This window comes from Labilibaculum sp. (assembly GCF_963664555.1).
GTDB lineage: Bacteria > Bacteroidota > Bacteroidia > Bacteroidales > Marinifilaceae > Labilibaculum.
On sequence record NZ_OY761461.1, the window covers coordinates 848844 to 868326 of the forward strand.

Consider the following 19483-nt stretch of genomic DNA (forward strand, 5'->3'; position numbering starts at 1 on the left):
TTAAGATGAATTGTTGTTGGATATGAGAATGTTGAATAACAGTGACTAAATTCAGGGTTCAAGCTCCTCGGAAATTTAAATCTTTTACTACTTTTACGTACACAAATATTTTATTAAACAACACCTAATTTAAACAACAATATGGCAACTGAAAAGTTTGTTTCCCGTCACATTGGACCCCGCAATGGCGATATTAAAACAATGTTGGAAACTGTTGGTGCTCCTTCTCTGGAAGCCCTGATTGATGAAACAATCCCTTCAGATATTCGTTTGGAAAAAGCATTAGACCTTCCAAAAGCACTATCAGAATACGAATATTTTTCGAAGATTAAAGGAATTGCTGCTAAAAACAAAGTATTCCGAACATTTATAGGACAAGGGTATTACGATACTATTACTCCTGCTGCTATTCAGCGAAATGTATTGGAAAATCCAGGATGGTATACTCCTTACACACCTTATCAGGCAGAAGTATCACAGGGTAGATTGGAAGCTTTATTGAACTTCCAGACTATGATTTTGGATTTAACCAAAATGGAACTGGCTAATAGTTCTCTTTTAGATGAAGCAACTGCCGTGGGAGAGTCAATGTATATGATGCAGGCTCTTCGTTCCCGTGCTAAGAAAAAGGCTGATGCAAATCAGTTTTTTGTTGATAAGAATGTTTTTGCTCACACGCTTGACGTTTTAACTACTCGTGCAACTCCTCTGGGAATCGAGTTAGTTGTTGGTGATTTCAATACATTCGAATTTTCGGATCAGGTTTTTGGAGCTATCGTTCAATATCCGGCTTCAAACGGCAGTATTCAAGATTATGCAGCTTTTGTTGAGCGTGCTCATCAGGCTGAAGCATTGGTTGCTGTATCTGCTGATTTAATGAGTTTGGTGCTGTTAACTCCTCCAGGTGAGTGGGGTGCTGATATTGTTGTCGGTACATCTCAACGTTTTGGTGTTCCAATGGGATATGGCGGACCACATGCGGCATATATGGCTTGTCGCGAAGCTTACAAAAGAAGCATTCCCGGACGTATTATTGGTGTAACCAAGGATGCTCAGGGAAACAATGCTTTGCGTTTGGCTTTGCAAACCCGGGAACAGCATATTAAACGTGAAAAAGCAACCTCTAATATCTGTACAGCACAAGCCTTGTTAGCTACAATGGCTGGTTTTTATGGTGTTTATCACGGTCAGGAAGGTTTGAAGAGAATTGCATTGCACATTCATTCTGCCGCAGGTATTCTTTCCGAAGGATTAAAATCCTTGGGTTATCAACAAACTGTTGACAACTTCTTTGATACTTTGCAGGTTGTGATTCCTGCCGGGGTTTCTGTTGAGGAAATTCGCAAAGCTGCATTGCAGGCCGAATTCAATTTCTTCTACATTAACGATACTACAATTGGTATTTCAATTGACGAGAAAATTAGCGCAGAGGAATTAAGTGCTGTTCTTACCATTTTCTCAAAAGCAGCAGGTAAAAATGAAGTTGTTGTGGAGGGTATTGAAGATAAAATTTCATTCGATTCAAAATATGCAAGAACAAGTGAATTTCTAACTCTGGATGTATTTAAACGTTACCGTTCCGAAACCGCTTTGATGCGTTACATTAAAAGTTTGGAAAAGAAAGATATTGGATTGAATACATCTATGATTTCTTTGGGATCGTGTACAATGAAGCTGAATGCTGCAGTGGAAATGCTGCCAATTAGCTGGCCGGAGATTGGTGGAATTCATCCGTTTGTTCCTGCTGATCAGGCTTTGGGTTACAAGGAAATCATTGAAGATCTTGAAAAATGGCTTTCGGTTATTACCGGATTTGCAGGTTGTACTTTACAGCCAAATTCAGGTGCTGCTGGTGAGTATACAGGATTAATGGTGATTCGCGAATATCATATATCAAGAGGTGAAGGCCATCGAAATGTGGTTTTAATTCCTTCATCAGCACATGGAACAAATCCTGCCTCGGTTACAATGGCTGGAATGAAAGTTGTGATTGTAAACTGCGATGAAAACGGAAACGTAGAATTTGAGGACTTAAAAGCGAAAGCAGAAAATCATAAAGATGATTTGTGTGCATACATGATCACCTATCCGTCAACACATGGTGTGTTCGAAACAGGTATTAAGGCGATGATGAATCTGATTCATGAAAACGGAGGACAGGTTTACATGGATGGAGCGAATATGAATGCTCAGGTTGGTCTAACAAATCCGGGTACAATTGGTGCTGATGTTTGTCATTTAAATCTTCATAAAACATTTGCAATTCCTCATGGTGGCGGCGGACCTGGTGTTGGTCCAATAGCTGTGGCTGAACATTTGGTGCAATTCTTACCTTCTCACAAATTTGTGAAAACCGGTGGCGAAAATGCAATTACTGCAGTGGCAGCAGCTCCGTTTGGATCTGCAAGTGTATTGCCAATTACCTATGGATACATTGCCATGTTAGGCGCTGAAGGCTTGGAGAAAGTTACAAAAATGGCAATTTTGAATGCCAATTACCTGGCTTCCTCTTTTGAGAAATTAGGTTTCAAAATTTTATATAAGGGAGCAAAAGGGCGCGTTGGTCATGAAATGATTTTTGACTGCCGCGAGTTCAATAAATCTGTAGGAATTACCGATACCGATATCGCTAAGCGATTGATGGATTATGGGTTTCACGCTCCAACATTATCTTTTCCTGTTCATGGTACATTAATGGTTGAACCAACCGAAAGTGAGCCATTGGAAGAGATGGATCGTTTCATTGAAGCATTGGCGAAAATTAATGAAGAAATGAAAGAGATTGAAGATGGTGTTGCTGATGTTTCTGACAATGTGTTGAAAAATGCACCTCACACACATAGGGTATTAACTGCTGATGAGTGGAATCATACATACAATCGTCAAAAAGCAGCTTATCCATTAAGTTGGGTTGCTGATAATAAATTTTGGCCTTCAGTTGCTCGTGTTGATGATGCTTTTGGCGATAGGAACCTAATGTGTACATGTGCACCATTAGAAGCTTATTTGGAAGAACATATCGATGTTGACTAACTAGTCTATCAGATTAATATTTAAAAATCCGGTAAGTTAATTCTTATCGGATTTTTTTGTGGAAATTCGAACGAAATCCAGTGCACAAAAAAGGAGGCTGCCCCGGCCTCCTTTTTGTTCTATTACTAACCCTAAAATTTAACTATGAAAATAATGAATTGAAGAAATTCATTAAATCTACGTTTGTTTACGTTAGGGGTATGAAAAAGTTTTCGTTGGTTAGAGCTTAGAGTTTAAATTTATTTTGGTTGATTTTCATAAAAGTGACTCTTTCCCTTTTGTTCCAAGTCTTTCGTTGATACAAAAAAAAAATGAAAAAAAATGAAAAAAAAGACAATTCTCTCTTTACTTAACTAAATGTTTTAAGTGTCATTAGTTCAGGTGTTTAAACTAATTTAAAATGGAATTGTGAAATTTAAAATTCATTTTCGATCACCATACTCAAAATGTCTTTTAATTCTTTATTCATTGCTTTTACCTGCTTAGGAATAAAACTATTTGCAGTCATCCCGGGAACAGTATTGGCTTCGAGGATGAAAATTTCGTTTTTTCGAAGCATGTAATCAACCCGAACAATTCCCTTGCACTTTAAAGCGTCATAAATTTCCGAAGATAAATTTTGTATTTGAAGTGTAAGCTCTTCTGAAATTCTCGCTGGCGTAATTTCATCAGCCATTGTGGGATCGTATTTGGCTTCGTAATCGAAGAATTCCTTTTTAGGCAATACCTCTGTTACTGGAAATACGAGGGATTCATTTTTTGTTTTCACCAAGCCACAGGTAAATTCCAATCCGTCTATGAATTCTTCGATGATTACTTCTTTTCCTTCACCAAAAGCTTTGGCAATGGCTTCATCCAGTTCATCAACTTTTTTAACTTTTGTGATACCAAAACTTGAACCATCAGCATTTGGTTTCACAAAACAAGGCATGCCCAGATTTTCATTTATTGCTTGGGTCGAATAGTTTTGGTCTATTTTAAGAAGAATCGATTTGGCAACCTTAAAGCCCAACGATTTTAAATAGGAATTACAAGCATGCTTATTAAAACTAAGCGAACTGCTAAAAACATCGCAGGTTGAATGGGGAACAGCAAGTAATTTTAAATATCCCTGCAAAATTCCATTTTCACCGGGAGTTCCATGAATTCCAATATACGCGAAATCAAACTTTACCTTACCTTCTTCAGTACTAAAACTAAAATCATTTTTATCGATCGGATAATATCGATCGTCGATTTTTACATTCCAATCTGTTCCTTTTAGTATTACTAAGTAAGGAGTGTATTTCTCAGCATCCAGACATGAGAAAATATGATTTGAAGTTTGCAGGGAGATTTCAAATTCAGCAGAATCTCCACCTGCAATTACAGCGATTGTTCTTTTCATTGGGTATCTATGGTTTTATTGTTCTTCTTCTTCCTCTATAGGTCTGTTAGAGGTGTAATCTCTCCATTTCTGGATTAAAGTGGCCATGTCATCAGGTATTTCCGAATCAAATGAGATATATTCTCCGGTTACGGGATGATTGAAGCCTAATGTTTTAGCATGTAAGGCTTGGCGCGGACAAATTTTAAAACAGTTCTGAACAAATTGTTTGTACTTGGTAAAGGTGGTTCCTTTTCTGATATCATCTCCTCCGTATTCAGCATCGTTGAATAGGGGATGACCAATACTTTTGAAGTGGGCACGGATTTGATGTGTTCTTCCGGTTTCTAAAATACATTCTACCAAATTTACATAGCCAAGTCTTTCCAAAACTCTGTAATGGGTTACAGCATGCTTTCCATGTTCACCATCAGGGAAAACATCCATAACTTTTCTGTTTTTAAGGTTTCTTCCAACATGACCGGTTATTGTTCCTTCGTCGTTTTCAAGATTCCCCCAAACCAATGCTCTGTATTTACGGTCACTGGTTTTGTTAAAAAACTGCAATCCCAGTTTGGTTTTAGCATCTTCGGTTTTGGCAATTACCAATATCCCGGATGTGTTTTTATCAATACGATGTACCAACCCCGGGCGAGGATCTTTTGCATTAAATAAGGGGAGGTTTTGCAAATGAAAAGCCAAAGCATTAACCAATGTTCCCGAATAGTGCCCGTAGGAAGGATGTACAACCATTCCCGGCTCTTTATTGATGATTAAAAAAGCATCATCTTCATAAACAATATTTAAAGGAATATCCTGAGGAATAATTTCAATTTCTCTTGGCGGATAACTCAATACAATGGTGATTATATCCTTTGGTTTCACCTTGTAGTTGCTTTTAACAGGAATATCGTTTACCAAAATATTTCCATTGTCGGCAGCATCTTGAATTTTATTTCTCGATGAGTTTAACATTCTGTCAACTAAGAATTTGTCGATTCTAAGTGGGTTTTGTCCAGGATCGGCCTCAAAACGAAAATGTTCGAATTGTTCCTGGTTTGCATCCAGATCTTCGTCAATATTGAAATTATCTAATGGTTCTTTTTCAGTCATTTTTTTCAGTTGTTTTAGTAAAGCAAGTTGCTTAAACTTAGTTGTAGCAGGGAATCAGCATGTTGCAGCTTTACTGAATCTCGTGTTAGCCAGATATCAATTTTAGAGCCTGGTTGAATTCTTTGATCGTTATCAAAAGACGGATATTGTTTCCATACTTTAGATTGGATAGAATCAAAATGGTTGTTAATTGATTGATCAAATTGTATTCTTCCCAAATTCATATTGGATAGAATGATTTTTTCTTTTGCCTGAGAGTTTGTTTTTCCAATTAAGTTCGGAGCAATAATTCCATTGTTATCCCCTTTTCCCAGAACCAAATCTATGCTTGCTCCTTTATCAACCATACTGCCGGCATGTATTGTATCGCCATTGTATTTCGGAAATAGCACGAGGTTAAAAAATTGATTTTCGGCGTATTCTAACTTTCCAATCTGAAAACCATTGGTTATTAATAATTCATAAGCCTGTCGGAATGAATTATCTACCAAATTGGGAAAACGAACCTGTTCAGGCTTGTTGGCATTAATGGTTAGGAATAAATTTCTTTTTCTTTTTACAACTGCACCAGCTAAAGGTCTTTGGTCAAGAACGGTGCCCGGAGCAAATTTGGGGTTGTATATGGAATCGTAGATAGAGAAAACCAATTGCTCTGCTTCCAGTTTATTTCCTGCTTCTTCAATACTCATACCATATAAATCCGGAACTTCAAGTTCTTCTCCGTGATGGGTGTACCATCTTAAACTAATTAGAGTGATCCAAATTAGTACTATTGTAATTAATAAAGCGATTCCAACCTGTATTAGAAATAGCTTACTCTTGAAGAAATTTACTGATCTCATCCTCATTAGGGCTTTAGTATTCTTTATAAACAACTACTTGCAAAAGAAAAGATTGCTTGAGTTGCATCTCTTTTGTCTTTTACAAAAATAGCAGAGATTTTTTAGATTATAGAAAAAAATGAAGCAAACCAGAACTAATTATCCGATTTGGGATTAATCCATAAAAAAAGAGCTCCCTCGGAACTCCATCTTCATCAATAATAGAATAGTGTCTATTCTATAAAATACAAAAAAGTAAAGAATTATATTCTTTACTTTCTGTATATCGTCAACTTAATTTAAAAATTAAGCCTTGTGTTTGTGTTCACTAGAAACAGATAGTTTTTTTCTGCCTTTGGCTCTTCTGCGAGATAATACAGCTCTTCCGTTTGCTGAAGCCATTCTCTCTCTGAATCCGTGCTTGTTTCTTCTCTTTCTATTTGAAGGTTGAAATGTTCTTTTCATCGCGAAAAATTTTTATCGAATAAAGTTATTATATGCGTTGATTTCGGATTGCAAAAATAGGTTTTTTTTTAATGTAACAAAAAGATCAGCCCTTTTATTTTCACTAAATATCAAGATGTACTATTTTTTTTGTCTCAAAGAACTCCTCCGAGAAATAATTTGAGCACTCGTAAACACTGATTCTGCTTCCATATTCGGAGATTTCATTTTCAAAATCACCACCCTTTAAATAAATTATACCATTGGGTAAACTATTTTGATCTTTCACCTTACTATTTTTAAGAACCATGTTTACAAATTTTGGAAATGCGGTAACGGCTCTGCTTACAATAAAGTCAAATTTTTCTTTAACCTGTTGTACGCGAATGTGTTCTGCTTTTACGTTGTTCAGGTTTAATGCGTTTGCAACTTCAGTTACAACTTTTATCTTTTTTCCGATCGAGTCGATTAAATAAAAATTGCATTCAGGAAATAGAATAGCCAGGGGAATTCCGGGAAAACCACCACCTGTTCCCACATCCATTATCTTTGTGCCCGGGGTAAACTGAATCACCTTGGCTATTGCTAAAGAATGTAAAACGTGGTGTTCGTATAGTGAATCCATATCTTTTCTGGAGATAACATTAATTTGCTCATTCCAAAAAGTGTATAATTCGTTTAATCTGAAGAGTTTTTGTTCTTGCTCTTCAGTTAAATTGGGAAAGTATTTTTTGATGATTTCCATGCCAAATGTAAATTTAAACTTGGCAAATATAGGCTAAATTTTGAAGATGCGAATGAAAAAGAAGTGAGGATTCTGTTTAGTCTTTTTTCTTATCAATCTTTATCTCAGTATCTTTTAGGGTGTTGAAAAGTAATTCCCGAGCTCTAAATAATTGTGCTTTTACAGTGCCAATAGGCAGATTTAATTCTTTCGCAATTTCCTCATAGGAAAATTCTTCAAAATAACGCAGCTCAATTAATCTTCGGTAGCGTTCTTTTAATCGGCCTACCTCACTGCGCATTATTCGGGCTTTTTGGTCTCTAATAAACTCTTGTTCGGGATTTAGAGTATTTGATTCCAGAGATATGCTTCTTTCGTTTTCAGCGTCGTCTTTCCCATCAATAGAAATAGTATTGCCTTTCTTTTTCCGAAGAAAATCAATACAGTTGTTGGACGCAATTTTAAACAGCCAGGTGCTGAATGCATATTTTGGAGAATACTGTTTAATATTTCGAAATGCTTTCCCAAATGCCTCAAACGTTAAATCTTCTGCATCATTTTTATTGTTCACCATCTTTAATAGCATGAAGAAAATTGCGTCTTTGTATCTTTTAAAAAGCTCCTCATATGCTTTTTGAGTACCATTAATGGCAGATAAAACAAGCCTGTAGTCGTATTGAGCTTTTTCCGAGAGGTTAGGATTTATTTCCATTGGTTGCTTTTACTGAGGATGAAATTTGTACACAAAAAATATATTTTTGAAAATAACACAAAAATCTCATATAAGTACGAAGATAAAAATAATTTTTCTTCCTTTAAATATGTGGTACTTATTTTAAACAAGCTCCCAATTAGTATTATTCTTGTTAAATATATAATTGCGGCGAAAAAATATAAGTGTGTGAAGAATAATGCGTAAATGGTAACACTGTAAAAAATCATTTTACTGATTGGTTCCAAGTCAACAAGTAAGCGGATTTTTAAGGGGAGATATTTTCGGCATTTGTAATAATGCCTGTTGATTGTAATCCACTGGTCAAAAGCACAAACCGAAGACAGATTAATTTTGGTTTCAGGTTGAAGAGACACAGATGCTCCGGAAAGTTTGCTAAGTTGAAAAACCATTAGGTGATCATATCCAGCCTCAAAGTGAGAATGCTTTACAAAACCTTTGTTTGCAAAAAAATCCGATTTTTTGTATCCCAGGTTATTGCCATTTCCTGAATAAGCATTTCCCGAATAAGCAAAACTTGCACTTTTTATGTTTTTTGAGAGCAAATCGAATTTCAGAAAATTATAAAAAAAGCCCTTCTTGTTTTCAAAATTAGCATAACCTATGTGTACTCCTTTGTTCCAGGAGTTTATGAATTCTTGCAGCCATTTGCTGCTTGAGGGCTTACTTCGGATATTGGTGAATACTATTTTCTCATTTTTGGCAGCTTTTATCCCTATACTTAAGGCCAGTTTTATGTTGTGATGAAATTTGTCATCCAATGGTATTTTTGTAGAGCGAAGATGAGGATATCTGTCTTGAAACTCCTTAATTATAGTCTCGGTTGCATCTTCACTGCCATCATTAACCAAAATTAGTTCAAAGTTGGGATACTCCTGCTCTAAAAAAAGTGAAAGATTTTCTTGTAAGCAGTATTCCTCATTTTTCACACACATAACAATAGAAACAGGTTCTGCCTTTATTGTTGTGTGCGTGTTTTTTTTCTCTTTTTTGAATAATTGGATGTAACGAAGATGATATAATATCTGTGTGCAAAAAGCAATTAAGAGAACAATGAGAATAGCCCATTGATAAAAAGAAGTCGGCAGAGTAATTATTGTTTCCAAATTCAGGCTTGTTTATGTGCCTCAAAAATAAGAGATTCTTATTGATTAAAAAATTTTGATATGCAGATTGATTCATGTCAGGAAAGACGACTGATCTATGTGTCTCATATTCTTGCTTTAGCAATCATCAGTTTACCTTCGTACAGTGTTGGTGATTCAGAAATAAGATTAATTAGTATCTTTGCTGCCTGATTTTTTTTACAAATTGGTTGAGATACCTGATTGTAAGTAAATATAAATAGTACATATGGATTTTAAATTACTAAATACAGATCCTAAGTCTTCGGCGAGGACAGGGGAGTTGACTACGGATCACGGGAAAATTCAAACGCCCATTTTTATGCCGGTAGGAACACTTGGTTCTGTAAAAGGTGTGCATCAGAGAGAGTTAAGAGATGATATTAATGCCGAAATTATTTTAGGTAATACCTATCATTTGTATTTGCGTCCAGGTTTGGATGTGTTGGAAAAAGCAGGCGGCTTGCATAAGTTTAATGGCTGGGAACGTCCGATTTTAACAGACAGTGGCGGATTTCAGGTGTTTTCTTTGGCTGAAAACAGAAAGTTATCCGAAGAAGGTGCAATGTTTCGTTCACACATTGATGGCTCGAAGCATTTTTTTACTCCGGAGAATGTAATGGATATCCAAAGAACTATTGGTGCTGATATTATTATGGCATTTGATGAATGTCCTCCCGGAACATCAACATACGAGTATTCAAAAACTTCACTGGAGCTTACACAGAGATGGTTAGAGCGTTGTGTGAAAAGATTTGATGAAACAGAACCAAAATATGGTTATTCACAAACTTTATTTCCTATAATTCAAGGTTGTGTTTATAACGATTTGCGGATTAAAGCCACTGAACATGCAGCCTCTTTAGATCGGGAAGGGTATGCCATTGGTGGCTTAGCGGTTGGTGAGCCCGTGGAAGATATGTATTCAATGATTGAGGTTGTAAATGAGGTTTTACCTAAAGATAAACCGAGATATTTAATGGGGGTTGGAACTCCTGTTAATATACTGGAAGCTATTTCAAGAGGTGTTGATATGTTTGATTGTGTAATGCCTACCAGAAATGGACGGAATGGTATGATTTTCACAAGGGAAGGAATTATCAATATTAAGAACAAGAAATGGCATGATGATTTTTCACCAATAGATCCAGATGGAACTTCATATGTTGATCTGAATTATTCAAAAGCTTACGTTCGGCATTTAATTCATTCGGGAGAGTTGTTGGGTTCTCAAATTTGCAGTATTCACAATTTGGCTTTTTATCTGTGGCTGGTACGTGAAGCAAGAGAGCAGATTAATTCAGGAACTTTCGCTTCATGGAAAGAAATCATGGTTAAGAAGTTAGCTACCCGTTTATAACTGTTAAAAAAGCTTACAATAGATCCAGCTCGATTGGTAATTGAAGAATAAGTTATACTTTTATTCCGAAATTTGTTATTCTGCAGTTTTCGGGAAATAAGGAATTTAAAATTCAGGTTTTGAGAAAATTAGATTTATACATTATCCGAAAGTTTTTGGGAACTTTCTTTTTCGCTATTGTTTTAATAATAAGTATTTCGGTTATTTTCGATTTTTCGGAACATATCGATGAATACATAGATAAAGAAGCTCCCCTCAAGGCAATCATATTCGATTATTATCTAAATTTCATTCCATATTTTGCTAATCTTTTTAGCGCGCTGTTTACTTTTATTGCGGTAATTTTCTTTACCTCGAAAATGGCTTACAATACCGAAATAATTGCCATTTTAAGCAGTGGGGTGAGTTTTCGCAGAATGATGTATCCTTACTTTATATCTGCACTAATTATTGGGATGTTTTCTTTTCTTCTGAGTAATTATATTATTCCTCCTGCCAATCAAAAAAGGCTCGATTTCACAGCGACCTATATTAGTAAGCAATTTCGAAACAACGAACGAAATATTCACAGGCAAATTGAACCCGGTGTTTTTATTTACATGATAAACTACGAGACTGCCAGTAATACAGGATATAAGTTTGCGTTGGAGAAATTTGAAGGTAAGGAGCTGGTCTCTAAGTTAACATCCAGATCGATTCGGTGGAGTAAAGAGAAAAATAAATGGACTATAAATGATTTCTTTATTCGCACAATAGATGGTGATAAGGAATCATTTGAGACAGGAAGAGCAAAGGACACAACTTTTAACTTTGGACCAGAAGAGTTTGGTTCAAAGAAAAATATTGTTGAGGCAATGAATTTACCGCAGCTGAATGCTTATATAGAACAGCAATCGATGAGGGGTGATAGTAATATTGAAGCATATAAAATTGAGAAATACAAGCGGATGGCGAATCCGTTTTCGACCTTTATTCTTACGCTTATCGGCGTATCACTTGCATCACGCAAAATTCGTGGCGGAATGGGTTTGCATATAGGCATTGGGCTGCTTTTAAGTTTCTCATTCATACTTTTTATGCAGATATCTATTGTGTTTGCAACAAATGGAAGTATGAATCCCATACTTGCTGTCTGGTTGCCGAATATCGTTTTTTCATTTATTGCGGTTTATTTGTATCGAATCGCACCAAAATAGAAAAAATCTAAATAGTTTGTTGTGAATTGATTTGATTATCAGGCAAAAGAGCTTATTTTATATGTGGCTAAATATGGGATGGAATTGAGCAGAGTTTTTTTCTATCCTAAAATTTAGTAATGTTGTATCTTGGAATTTCATGAATTGATGAAATTCAACATATATATGAAAGTATATATTTTTTAACTAAATGTACAAATTATGTCATTGAAACGAAACATTCTTGATCTTAGAAAGAGAAAAGAAAAGGTGCTTCAAGGTGGCGGTGAAAAAGCCATTCAGAAGCAAGTTGCGATGGGGAAATTGACTGCCAGAGAAAGAGTAACATCTATTTTAGATGAAGATTCTTTTCATGAATACGATATGTTTGTTGAGCACGAAGCTCGCGACTTTGGTATGGAAAAGAAAGAACTTCATGGTGATGGTGTTATTATTGGTACAGGAACTATTTATGGTGAGCCAGTGTGTATTTTCGCACAGGATTTTACCGTAGCCGGAGGTTCTCTAGGTCTGATGCATGCACGTAAAATTACGAAAATCATGGATCATGCATTAAGAATGCGTGTGCCATTGATCGGTATTAATGATTCGGGAGGAGCCCGTATTCAGGAAGGTGTTAATTCACTTGCAGGATATGGAGAAATCTTTTTCAGAAACACTCTTGCATCCGGAGTAATTCCTCAATTGTCAATTATTCTTGGTCCTTGTGCTGGTGGAGCTGTTTATTCTCCTGCGCTTACTGATTTTGTGTTTGTGGTTGAGAACATTTCTAAAATGTTCATTACCGGCCCTGAGGTAATAAAAACAGTTTTGGGTGAGGAAATCACTATGGAAGAACTGGGTGGAGCAAAAGTTCATAGCGAAATCACTGGTAATGCTCATTTTTATGCGCTTAGTGAATACGAATGCTTCGAGCAAATTAAAAAGCTGTTAACTTTCATACCATGGAACAATACTAAAAAAGCTAAGGCATTTCCTCCTAAGCCACCAAGACCAGAATACAAAATTGAAGAAATTGTTCCTTCTGATCCTACTCAACCATACGATATCCGTAACGTAATCAAATCTATTGTTGATGATTCTGATTTCTTCGAAAGTATGGAGAATTTTGCACGAAACATTGTAATTGGTTTCGGTAGAATGAATGGTGAAACTGTTGGTTTTGTAGCTAATCAGCCATTGGTACTGGCAGGCGTTTTGGATTGTGATTCTTCAGATAAAGCGGCGCGTTTTATTCGTTACTGTAATGCTTTTAACATTCCTATTGTTACCCTTGAGGATATGCCGGGTTATTTGCCAGGTGTAGATCAGGAGCATATGGGTGTTATTCGTCACGGAGCTAAGATTCTTTACGCTTATAGTGAAGCTACAGTGCCAAAAATTACTGTAATTATTCGTAAGGCATACGGTGGAGGTTATATTGCAATGAACTCCCGTCATATGAAGGCCGATTTCATGTTTGCATGGCCAAATGCCGAAATTGCTGTAATGGGACCTGATGGAGCAGCTAATATCATCTTTAAGAAGGAGATTATGGCGGCTGCCGATCCTGAAGCTATGAGAAAAGAAAAAGTAGCTGAATACAGAGAGAAGTTTGCCAATCCTTATGTTGCAGCAGCCAAAGGTTATATCGATACAGTTATTGAGCCACAAGAGACACGTAATATGTTGTTGCACTCAATTGAGGTTTCGAGTAACAAAGTTGATAGCAGACCTGCGAAAAAACACGGTATTCCACCATTTTAAAAAGTATTCGATATGGAAGATTTAAAAGAATTCAACGTTGACGGTACTATTTATATAACGGAATTAACTAAGAAGTTTGAGAATAGAAAGCCTTGGGTTAGACCTAATCCAAAGCATATTAATTCATTCATTCCGGGTACGATTGTTGAAATTTTAGTTAAAGAAGGGCAGGAACTTAAAGAGGGTGAAAACCTGATGATTCTTGAAGCTATGAAGATGAAGAATCAGATTAAAATGCCTTTTGATGGTAAAATTGCCAAGATTTATGTAACTGAAGGAGAAAAGGTTCCCAACAGATTATTAATGGTGGAAATTGAGTAATCTTTCTGAATCAAAATAAAAATGAGCCTGTTCGTTACGAACAGGCTCATTCTATTTTATGGTTTTTATAATCTGCTTTTCCAGCAAAAATATTCGCTCCATATTTCAGGACTTTCAGGTTCATCTTTAAAAATTCCGTATAATGAAGATCCACTGCCTGACATAGAAGCATAAATTGCTCCCATGCTGTATAAATCATTTTTAATATTTTCTAATTTGGGATGATTTGGGAATATGCTGTTTTCAAAATCATTGAAAATTAAGTCTCTCCAGTTTTGGATTGGTTCTGTTATCAGTTCTTTTAATGATTTAAAGGGTTGCATAGGTTTAACTTTAGAATAAGCTTCGGGTGTGCTTATGTGGATGTTTGGTTTTACCAAAAGTATGTAATATCCGGAAAGGTCAATTAGTGCCTCAGAGAAAACATCTCCTTTCCCTTCTGCGAAAACAGGTTTGTTAGCAATAAAAAAAGGACAGTCGCTGCCAAGTTGTCCTGCCAGATTTTTCATTTCATCAAATGAAAGTTCTAGTTTATATTTCTCATTTAGCATCTTAATCATGAAGGCGGCATCCGAAGATCCTCCTCCTAAGCCTGCGCCAAATGGAATGTTTTTGTGTAGATGAATATTGGTTGAAGGGATATTGTATTTCCTGTAAAGCAAGTCAAATGCTTTGCAGACAATGTTATCCTTATCGTTTATTTTTATAGGAATACCTGATGAACTGAAGTTGTAGATTGTTTCATTGTTCGAATCGGCAATTTCCAAACCATCTGTAAGAGGAATGGGGTAAAATATAGTTTCTATGTTGTGAAATCCGTCAGATCTTTTTTCAACTATATTTAATCCGAGATTGATTTTAGCATTTGGGAAGCGAAGCACAAGTAATAAGTTTTATGATTGAATGGTAAAAATACTTGATTTATAAGAGCAAAAAAAATCAATTTGTAGTATTTTTATTTTCTATCTTTGGCTCTGCATTCTGTATTTTTTTCAGGACTTTTTTTGAGCTTGAAAAAATGCTTAGTATGCTGATTTTAAAGGAAAAGTAAACTGTTAGAATTTAATATTTTATGGCTGGGGCAAATAAATATAACAATCAACCGAAGAATAAAGTAGATCTTGATTATGGGAAAGTTCCTCCGCAGGCATTAGAGCTTGAGGAAGCTGTTCTGGGAGCATTAATGCTTGAAAAAGATGCGATGATTTCGGTTGGGGATATTCTAAATGCTGATTCCTTTTACAAGGATGCTCACCAAAAAATATACAAAGCTATACTGTCGCTTTCAATTAACGAGGAACCTGTTGATATACTAACGGTTACTGAAGAATTAAAACGACATGGGAATTTGGATGCTGTGGGTGGGCCTTTTTACATTACCCAACTTACAAATAGGGTTGCATCTGCTGCTCACATCGAATTTCATGCGCGAATTATTGCTCAAAAGTTTATTCAGCGCGAATTAATTCGGGTTTCATCTGAAATTCAGACTCAGGCTTTTGATGAGAGTGTTGATGTTGCTGATTTGCTGGATAGGGCACAGCAGGATGTTTTTGAGATTGCAGAAGGAAATATCAAAAAAGAATCCTCGCATATTCGTCCACTGGCTGATGAGGTAATCAACCAAATTGTGGAAGCAGGGAAACGAACCGATGGTTTAAGTGGTGTTCCTTCCGGTTTTACTGCATTGGATAGAATTACATCCGGATGGCAAAAATCCGATTTAGTGATTATTGCGGCTCGGCCATCAATGGGAAAAACAGCATTTGTTTTGTCGATGGCCCGGAATATGGCGGTTGACCACAAAGCACCAATAGCCATTTTCTCACTCGAGATGGGTGGCGATCAGTTGGTGAAACGTTTAATATCAAGCGAAACAGAATTAGGTTCTGAAAAGTTGAGAAGCGGGCGTTTGGAAGATTTTGAATGGGAACAGTTACATGTTAAAATTAAAGATCTGGTTGAAGCTCCAATATATGTGGATGACACACCTGGTTTGTCAATTTATGAGCTGCGATCTAAATGTCGTCGTTTAAAGGCGAAACATGATATTAGTTGTATTGTGATTGACTATTTGCAGTTGATGACAGCTGGTTCGGATATGCGTGGTAACCGAGAGCAGGAGGTGAGTTTAATATCACGGCAATTAAAGATCATCGCAAAGGAATTAAACGTTCCGGTAATTGCTCTTTCTCAGTTGAATCGTGGTGTTGAACAAAGAACAGGGGATGCAAAAAAACCAATGCTTTCCGATTTGCGTGAATCCGGTGCGATTGAGCAGGATGCCGATATGGTGTTGTTTATTCACCGTCCGGAAAGATATGGCATAACTGAGGATGCTGAAGGAAATTCATTAATTGGTATTGCTGATATTATTATTGCAAAACACCGTAATGGTGCTGTCGGAGAAATACAGCTTCGTTTCCGAAATCAGTTGGCCCGATTTACCGATTTGGAAGGTGAATCATTAAACCCATTCGCCACACCGGGTTTGGAGGATGTGAAAACATTCAGTTCCAGCATGAATCAGGAATCTTCCGGTTTTGATGATTTTAGTGCAGGATTTGGTGGGGGCAGTGATTTTGATGATGCTGCACCATTTTAATGACCTTATGAAACGTCTTCTCAAATAGAATTTGTTATTTTGTTTTTATGATAGAAGATAGATTGTTTTCGAAAATATTTTTTCGAAAAATAGTTATTTTACTGTTTTTCGCCTTATCTGCATATACATCCTTTTCTGCAAGTTTATTAATTCAGATGGATGATACTCAGAAGAATCATCTTAAAGCCTATGGTATTGCTTTTTGGACTCTGGGAAAGGATTATCAGATTCATTGGCTGTTGAATTATCGCGGAGGATCTTTTTTACTTCCTTTCCAGAAAGAAATTCAGGATGAGTGTCAGATTCGAGGTGTCAGTTTTTCTGTTCTCAGCGATGTTTCTGCTCAGCAAATATTGACAGAAATATCAAGCGATGAGTTGAATATGGATGCCGTTAAACTGGAAAAATCACCTTTGATTGCAGTCTATTCACCAAAAGGGAAGAAACCTTGGGACGATGCAGTAACCCTGGCACTTAGCTACGCCGAAATTCCTTACGATATTATTTATGATGATGAGGTGATGACCGGGAAGTTGTCGAAATATGATTGGCTGCATTTGCATCATGAAGATTTTACAGGGCAGTTTGGTAAATTTTATACCTCATACCGAAATATGAAATGGTATAAAGATGAGGTGCAGTCCAATATGGAGATGGCTAACCGATATGGTTTCCCGAAAGTTTCCGATTTAAAAAAAGCAATATCTGTTAAAATAAGAAATTTTGTTGAGGCTGGGGGCTTTCTATTTGCAATGTGTTCTGCCACCGATACTTTTGATATAGCACTGGCCTCGGGAGAACATGATATTTGTGATGCTGTGTTTGATGGAGATCCTATTGAGCCGGATGTCCAGTCTCAACTGGATTTTTCAAAGACATTTGCCTTTCAGAATTTTACGCTTGAAAAAAAGCCTAATGTATATGAGTTTTCGGATATTGATGTGACTTTAACGAGAAAGCTAAGGCAGGATGAAGATTATTTTTCTTTGTTTGAGTTTTCTGCAAAATGGGATCCGGTACCAAGCATGTTATGTCAAAATCACAAAAATTTGATAAAAGGATTTATGGGACAAACCACTGCTTTTAAGTTGGAGTTGATAAAACCTAGTGTACTTATTATGGGAGAGAATAAAGCTGCTGGTGAGGCGCGGTACATTCATGGAAACTTTGGGAAAGGAACCTGGACTTTTTATGGGGGGCACGATCCTGAAGATTACCAGCACTTGGTTGGAGATCCGCCTACTGACCTTAATTTGAAAAAGAATTCGGCTGGTTATCGCCTAATACTGAATAATGTTTTGTTTCCGGCAGCAAAGAAGAAAAAGAGAAAAACCTAGGGAGAGTTTAAAGGTTCAAAAGTCTAAAAGTCAACACACTGTGTTTCTTTCTGTCCTCCGTGGTAAAAGTGGTAAGCTTTGTTTAGTCCTTTCTTTGGTTTTGTGTTGAAACTCTTTTTGACAAGCACTCAAGAAGAATTTATCATCGAGTAACACCTAGTCGTTTTTTTCTGATAAACCTTGTATTAGGTGCTCTTTTTATTTTAAATGTACAAGAGTCGGAATATGATAATATCCCTTTGAGTTTTTTGTGAATTCCTTAGTGTTCTTTGTGGTGAATTTCTGCTTGCAAAATATCTATGAAGAATTCCACTACGTACTGAATAAGGTAAAAATGTTTTAATCGTTTTTTCTCTGTTGGACTCTGCGTGCTCTGTGGTGATTTTTTTTATTTCAATTTCCTTGGAGTAGTTATTATGTGCATGATACAGACAAAAAAAAGGCTGCGTCCCCTAAACGCAGCCTTCGTATTTCAACATCGGTTATATACCAGTTTCAATATATTATTAACCATTTGTAATCTATTAACCTTAGTAACTTCACTAACCCTTTAGAATTATTTATGAATGTCACAGTACAAACCGATGTTGGCAACAAAACTTGTTTGCATATCAGGTTTTGTTGATTACCTCTGCAAATATAAATGATTATTTCCTTACTGTTGACCTGTTAATTGGTATTTTTTGTTGTGAATTGTTAAAGAACATTAAAATTTTGCTGCGGATTGTAATGAAAATATGTTATTTAGCATATTATAGTATCCTTTTGATTTCAGATAAATCATTAATCTCAAATGTTGGATCGTCTTTGTGATTGATTTTGTGTGGGTTGAAATAAATTTGATCCATTTCGACCTTTTTTGCACCGGCGATGTCTGTAGAAAGATCATCTCCAATCATTATGCTGTTATTTGCTAAAGCACATGCTTCAGAAAATGCATATTCAAATATTTGTGGAGTCGGTTTGTTTGCACCGGCATCTTCTGAGGTAATAACCTTGGTGAAATAGCTGTCTAACCTAGAGTTTTTAAGTTTTTTGCCTTGAACTTCATTAAACCCATTGGTGATAATGTGTAATTGATATCCTTTTTTCTTCAGATATTCAAGAGTTTGATGCGTGTTTGGAAAAGTGGCCGTTTGCAAGGGACTTATTTCGATAAAATCATTTGCAATCTCTTTTGCCAAATCAAGATCATCAAGTCCTGCTTCTTTTAATGTCAGGTAAAATCTTCGGTAGATCAAATCCTCTTTTTTTATTCTGTTTTGATAATAGGCATTCCACAATTTGCCGTTGTGATATTCATATCGTGATTTGAAAAACAGGAAACTTCCAAATATTGATTGCAATTGGTAATCCCTAAAGAGTAGATTTAGGCTTGCCTCGGAATTTTTATTAAAATCCCAGAGTGTACGGTCAAGGTCGAAAAAAATATGTTGGTACTTTAAATTTGTCATTGCAGTAGGTGGTTGATTCTGTATTTTACAGGATAAAAGTAAACAAAAGTGGTAGTTTTGCGTACTATGTTTCAGTATTTACATTCCATAATGTAGTTAATTTTGT

The 19483-nt window shown here is 36.2% G+C and carries 17 protein-coding genes; 8 read left to right on the top strand and 9 right to left on the bottom strand.

Features of this window, described 5'->3' with window-relative positions:
- The first annotated feature begins 141 nt into the window (after window positions 1-141).
- Window positions 142-3033 carry an aminomethyl-transferring glycine dehydrogenase gene (gene gcvP, locus ACKU4N_RS03560; protein WP_321320643.1) on the top strand — a complete coding sequence of 964 codons (2892 nt, stop codon included), beginning with the start codon at window positions 142-144 and terminating at the stop codon, window positions 3031-3033.
- Between the two features lie 415 nt (window positions 3034-3448).
- Here the strand turns inward: gcvP and ACKU4N_RS03565 are convergent, their stop codons facing one another.
- From ACKU4N_RS03565 to ACKU4N_RS03595, 7 genes are all read right to left on the bottom strand, one after another.
- Window positions 3449-4420: a D-alanine--D-alanine ligase gene (locus ACKU4N_RS03565; protein WP_321320646.1), complete on the bottom strand. Its 972-nt coding sequence runs from the start codon at window positions 4418-4420 to the stop codon at window positions 3449-3451.
- Between the two features lie 15 nt (window positions 4421-4435).
- Window positions 4436-5512 (bottom strand): RluA family pseudouridine synthase, encoded by a 1077-nt coding sequence (locus ACKU4N_RS03570; RefSeq protein ID WP_321320648.1) that lies wholly within the window; start codon window positions 5510-5512, stop codon window positions 4436-4438.
- A gap of 14 nt (window positions 5513-5526) precedes the next feature.
- Entirely contained in the window at window positions 5527-6354 is an 828-nt protein-coding gene (locus ACKU4N_RS03575) for a PASTA domain-containing protein (RefSeq protein ID WP_321320650.1), read from the bottom strand.
- Between the two features lie 285 nt (window positions 6355-6639).
- Window positions 6640-6798 (bottom strand): 50S ribosomal protein L34, encoded by a 159-nt coding sequence (gene rpmH, locus ACKU4N_RS03580; RefSeq protein WP_096429514.1) that lies wholly within the window; start codon window positions 6796-6798, stop codon window positions 6640-6642.
- 103 nt (window positions 6799-6901) lie between these two features.
- Window positions 6902-7522, bottom strand: coding sequence for a 16S rRNA (guanine(527)-N(7))-methyltransferase RsmG (gene rsmG / locus ACKU4N_RS03585; RefSeq protein WP_321320653.1), 621 nt, complete (start codon window positions 7520-7522; stop codon window positions 6902-6904).
- Window positions 7523-7598: 76 nt separating this feature from the next.
- Complete coding sequence (locus ACKU4N_RS03590; RefSeq protein ID WP_321320655.1) at window positions 7599-8213, bottom strand: sigma-70 family RNA polymerase sigma factor; 615 nt, start codon at window positions 8211-8213, stop codon at window positions 7599-7601.
- Window positions 8204-9340, bottom strand: a complete 1137-nt coding sequence (locus tag ACKU4N_RS03595) for a glycosyltransferase (RefSeq protein WP_321320657.1) — start codon at window positions 9338-9340, stop codon at window positions 8204-8206. The genes ACKU4N_RS03590 and ACKU4N_RS03595 overlap by 10 nt, the downstream gene beginning before the upstream one ends.
- A gap of 60 nt (window positions 9341-9400) precedes the next feature.
- On the opposite strand from ACKU4N_RS03595, the gene ACKU4N_RS03600 reads away from it, so the two are divergent.
- The 5 genes from ACKU4N_RS03600 to ACKU4N_RS03620 all read left to right on the top strand — a co-directional run bounded on the left by ACKU4N_RS03600 (window position 9401) and on the right by ACKU4N_RS03620 (window position 13981).
- Window positions 9401-9532, top strand: coding sequence for a hypothetical protein (locus tag ACKU4N_RS03600; protein ID WP_321320659.1), 132 nt, complete (start codon window positions 9401-9403; stop codon window positions 9530-9532).
- 55 nt (window positions 9533-9587) lie between these two features.
- A complete protein-coding gene (gene tgt / locus ACKU4N_RS03605) occupies window positions 9588-10718 on the top strand; it encodes a tRNA guanosine(34) transglycosylase Tgt (RefSeq protein WP_321320662.1) in 1131 nt (376 codons plus the stop codon).
- A 119-nt stretch (window positions 10719-10837) separates the two neighbouring features.
- Window positions 10838-11914 (top strand): LptF/LptG family permease, encoded by a 1077-nt coding sequence (locus tag ACKU4N_RS03610; RefSeq protein WP_321320665.1) that lies wholly within the window; start codon window positions 10838-10840, stop codon window positions 11912-11914.
- 201 nt (window positions 11915-12115) lie between these two features.
- The gene (locus tag ACKU4N_RS03615; protein ID WP_321320667.1) at window positions 12116-13660 is read left to right on the top strand and encodes an acyl-CoA carboxylase subunit beta; all 1545 of its coding nucleotides are present in this window, start codon (window positions 12116-12118) and stop codon (window positions 13658-13660) included.
- A 12-nt stretch (window positions 13661-13672) separates the two neighbouring features.
- A complete protein-coding gene (locus ACKU4N_RS03620; RefSeq protein WP_321320669.1) occupies window positions 13673-13981 on the top strand; it encodes a biotin/lipoyl-containing protein in 309 nt (102 codons plus the stop codon).
- Between the two features lie 65 nt (window positions 13982-14046).
- Here ACKU4N_RS03620 and ispE read toward each other — a convergent pair whose 3' ends face one another.
- Entirely contained in the window at window positions 14047-14862 is an 816-nt protein-coding gene (gene ispE / locus ACKU4N_RS03625; RefSeq protein ID WP_321320671.1) for a 4-(cytidine 5'-diphospho)-2-C-methyl-D-erythritol kinase, read from the bottom strand.
- A gap of 191 nt (window positions 14863-15053) precedes the next feature.
- Here ispE and dnaB point away from each other — a divergent pair, with 191 nt between their 5' ends.
- Together dnaB and ACKU4N_RS03635 are read left to right on the top strand one after the other, a co-directional pair.
- Complete coding sequence (gene dnaB, locus ACKU4N_RS03630) at window positions 15054-16586, top strand: replicative DNA helicase (RefSeq protein ID WP_101311113.1); 1533 nt, start codon at window positions 15054-15056, stop codon at window positions 16584-16586.
- 47 nt (window positions 16587-16633) lie between these two features.
- A complete protein-coding gene (locus ACKU4N_RS03635) occupies window positions 16634-17923 on the top strand; it encodes a hypothetical protein (RefSeq protein WP_321320674.1) in 1290 nt (429 codons plus the stop codon).
- A 752-nt stretch (window positions 17924-18675) separates the two neighbouring features.
- On the opposite strand, the gene ACKU4N_RS03640 is transcribed toward ACKU4N_RS03635, so the two are convergent.
- Window positions 18676-19377, bottom strand: a complete 702-nt coding sequence (locus ACKU4N_RS03640) for a YjjG family noncanonical pyrimidine nucleotidase (RefSeq protein ID WP_321320676.1) — start codon at window positions 19375-19377, stop codon at window positions 18676-18678.
- Window positions 19378-19483 lie beyond the last annotated feature (106 nt).

Bases quoted from the DNA above. Each gene is read 5' to 3' on its own strand.
- gcvP (WP_321320643.1), top strand. From the start codon at position 142: ATGGCAACTGAAAAGTTTGTTTCCCGTCACATTGGACCCCGCAATGGC.
- ACKU4N_RS03565 (WP_321320646.1), bottom strand. From the start codon at position 4,420: ATGAAAAGAACAATCGCTGTAATTGCAGGTGGAGATTCTGCTGAATTT.
- ACKU4N_RS03570 (WP_321320648.1), bottom strand. From the start codon at position 5,512: ATGACTGAAAAAGAACCATTAGATAATTTCAATATTGACGAAGATCTG.
- ACKU4N_RS03575 (WP_321320650.1), bottom strand. From the start codon at position 6,354: ATGAGATCAGTAAATTTCTTCAAGAGTAAGCTATTTCTAATACAGGTT.
- rpmH (WP_096429514.1), bottom strand. From the start codon at position 6,798: ATGAAAAGAACATTTCAACCTTCAAATAGAAAGAGAAGAAACAAGCAC.
- rsmG (WP_321320653.1), bottom strand. From the start codon at position 7,522: ATGGAAATCATCAAAAAATACTTTCCCAATTTAACTGAAGAGCAAGAA.
- ACKU4N_RS03590 (WP_321320655.1), bottom strand. From the start codon at position 8,213: ATGGAAATAAATCCTAACCTCTCGGAAAAAGCTCAATACGACTACAGG.
- ACKU4N_RS03600 (WP_321320659.1), top strand. From the start codon at position 9,401: ATGCAGATTGATTCATGTCAGGAAAGACGACTGATCTATGTGTCTCAT.
- tgt (WP_321320662.1), top strand. From the start codon at position 9,588: ATGGATTTTAAATTACTAAATACAGATCCTAAGTCTTCGGCGAGGACA.
- ACKU4N_RS03615 (WP_321320667.1), top strand. From the start codon at position 12,116: ATGTCATTGAAACGAAACATTCTTGATCTTAGAAAGAGAAAAGAAAAG.
- ACKU4N_RS03620 (WP_321320669.1), top strand. From the start codon at position 13,673: ATGGAAGATTTAAAAGAATTCAACGTTGACGGTACTATTTATATAACG.
- dnaB (WP_101311113.1), top strand. From the start codon at position 15,054: ATGGCTGGGGCAAATAAATATAACAATCAACCGAAGAATAAAGTAGAT.
- ACKU4N_RS03635 (WP_321320674.1), top strand. From the start codon at position 16,634: ATGATAGAAGATAGATTGTTTTCGAAAATATTTTTTCGAAAAATAGTT.
- ACKU4N_RS03640 (WP_321320676.1), bottom strand. From the start codon at position 19,377: ATGACAAATTTAAAGTACCAACATATTTTTTTCGACCTTGACCGTACA.